This window comes from Aliterella sp. E5.1, assembly GCF_057473825.1.
In genome coordinates, this window is the sequence record NZ_JBYCCV010000223.1 from 1 (window position 1) to 2,799 (window position 2,799).

3 protein-coding genes are annotated in these 2,799 nt (G+C 39.4%); all 3 read left to right on the forward strand.

Features of this window, described 5'->3' with window-relative positions; genetic code table 11:
* The coding region (locus AC2VE5_RS25370) for a glycosyltransferase family protein (RefSeq protein WP_486890359.1) at positions 1 to 695 on the forward strand (695 nt) is incomplete at its 5' end.
* A gap of 141 nt (positions 696 to 836) precedes the next feature.
* On the forward strand, positions 837 to 1,973 hold the full coding sequence (locus tag AC2VE5_RS25375; RefSeq protein ID WP_486890360.1) for a glycosyltransferase family protein: 1,137 nt from the start codon (positions 837 to 839) through the stop codon (positions 1,971 to 1,973).
* Between the two features lie 68 nt (positions 1,974 to 2,041).
* Positions 2,042 to 2,799: ABC transporter transmembrane domain-containing protein (locus AC2VE5_RS25380; protein WP_486890361.1), on the forward strand; the 758-nt coding region annotated here is incomplete at its 3' end.

Consider the following 2,799-nt stretch of genomic DNA (forward strand, 5'->3'; position numbering starts at 1 on the left):
AAAGCAAAAGCTGCATTAGAGACGAATTGCAATTGCTACCACAGGAGCGCTTAGTTTTAGTTACCCCTGGGGGCGGCGAAGACGGTTATGAGTTAGTTGATGCTTATTTGTCAGGTTTGGCATTGTTGCCCACACCTTGCCAATTTAAGAGTCTCATAATTTGCGGACCAGAAATGCCCGTAGGACAAAAGCAACAGGTTGAACAAGCAGCAAAAGCACATCCCCAGGTTCAAGTTGGGGAATTTACCGACGATTTGATGAGCTACATTCAAGCGGCAGATACCGTTGTATCAATGGCTGGATACAATACTATTTGTGAAATTTTGTCAGCCGGAACTCCATCGGTAGTTGTCCCGCGCACCAAACCATCACTGGAGCAATCAATCCGAGCCGAAAAAATGGCGAACCTTGGTTTATTCAAAGCTATCAACCCAGAAAATATCGATCCAGCAGTATTGATGCAAGCGCTGTTGAGTCAGTTGATACCGCAGCATCAGCCAAGTTTTGAGTTAAACATGAATGCCTTGCATTGCGTTACTGAAAATATTTCTGCACTGCTTTCTCAAACAACAATCCGGCAAAGCGTGCGCCTCAGCGCTCACGCCAAAGTTTCAGTAACCTCTTACCAACGTACACTCAGCCCTCTTTACCAAAATCATCTAACACAGCAAAAGCGATTATTAACTCATAATTGACCAATGAAAAAGATTATATTTTACTGCCAATATTTAAGTGGTATAGGTCATCTAGTTCGTAGTACAGAAATTGTTCGTAGCTTAGTTAAAAACTTTCAAGTTTATTTTATCAATGGCGGTCCGCCAATTGTTGGCTTTGAAATGCCGCCTCAAGTTGAACTCATTGAGCTACCTGCAATTTGGTTGGAAGATGGAAAATTGAGAGTAGCTGACTGTTTTCAAAGTGTTGAGAGTATTCAAGAAATAAGAAAAAATCAACTCATTAATATTTTTGAACGAGTACAGAGCGATTGTTTAATTACTGAGTTTTTTCCTTTTGGAAGACATATGCTTTTGTTTGAGCTACTTCCACTATTAGAATACATCAAATCCACAGCCCCAAATACAAAAATTATTTGCAGTCTACGCGATGTGATTGGCAAAGTAAGTAACGTTCAAGAAGAACAAAATATCTGTTACTTAATGAACAGATATTTTGATTTATTGTTGTTTCACTCCGATGCTAATTTTCAAACATTTGCCGATAGTTTTACACAACATCAAGATATAAAATGTCTTGTTGCCCATACTGGATTTATTGCCCAATCATTGCCAGGAAATTGTAGCAATTTATGGGATGAAACCCCAGTAGATACGCAAATTTCTGCCCCTGATGCAAGCGTCCCGGCAGGTTTTACAAAAATATTAGTAAGTGTTGGCGGCGGGAGAATAGGGCATGAACTTTTACAAGTTGTTGTAGAAGCAAGTGTCATACTTGCCAAAAAAGTTAGGCATAAAATTCAAATTTTTACTGGTCCTTTCATGCCAGAGGATAAAGTATTAAGCTTACAACAAGCTGCACTCCAATTGACTTTGAATCCGCTCGACAACCCAGAGGTAAACGATGGCAATCAAAGTAGTATTAAAATTGCTAGATATACTTCCCAGCTTCTTGAATACATGAAGACGGCAGATATTTCTATTAGCTTAAGTGGATACAATACTGCAATGAATATTCTCAGTACAGGTGTACGAGCAATTGTTGTTCCCCTAAGCCACAACGACCAAGACAAAGAGCAGTTGTTCCGGACTCAAAAGTTAGAGAAATTAGGAGTTGTCGAAGTAATCCACCCTGATGATTTAAATCCTGCTTACTTGGCTGACACTATTATTAAATGCATATCAACAGAACAGATAGAGAGTAAAAAACAATTTTTTGATCTTGGAGGTGCGGAAAATACTAATACTTTTTTACAACATTTTCTTACCAAAAAAGAGGCATTTAGCCCCAGTTATTAATGAAATAAAAAGCAAGTTGATAAGTTAAACCGAATCCGTATAGTTCAGATCCCAGGGAGATATAGTTAATGGGTCATCGCCCAAACGAAAAGAATTTAAAGGAAGTTTTACCAGGCTCACTGCGGATTTTACGTAAGTTTTCACCTTACATCCGTAAGCGAAGACTTGTGATTACTGCCTCTTTTTTCGCCTTATTATTTGAAACTGGCTTGCGCTTGTTAGAGCCTTGGCCCCTAAAGTATATATTTGACTATGTTCTTGTACCTGCTTACAACAACTCCCCAAGCGTTGCCAATCCCTTTGGTCTAAGTCCAATGATGTTGTTGACGTTTTTGGCTCTGGCGAGTGTAGGTATTGCTGTCGTAGGCAGTATAGCCGCATATTTGAGTACCTACGGTATGTCTTTGGCAGTAGTGGAAATCTTATCAGAAGTACGGGGCAATCTTTTCAATCGCTTGCAGCATCTTTCTCTGTCCTTTCACCAGAAGTTTAAAAGTGGCGACTTGATTACCCGTGTCACCGCCGATATTGAAAAAATGCGACTAGTCATTACCAAAACTACCCTACCTTTATTTACTAATACTGTCTTACTGATAGGTATGACGGCAATCATGTTTTGGATAAATTGGGAACTTGCTTTAGTCGCCGTAGCAATTTTCCCTCTGCTTTTTATCCTAACTAGCAGCATGATTAGTCGCATTCGCAAGTTTGCTAGAGATCATCGAAATTCTGAAGGCGTTTTAGCTTCTGTAACTGGTGAAACCATCGGTGCTATTAAGGTAGTGCAAATACTTTCTCTCCAAAAAATGCTGCACAACGTTTTTTT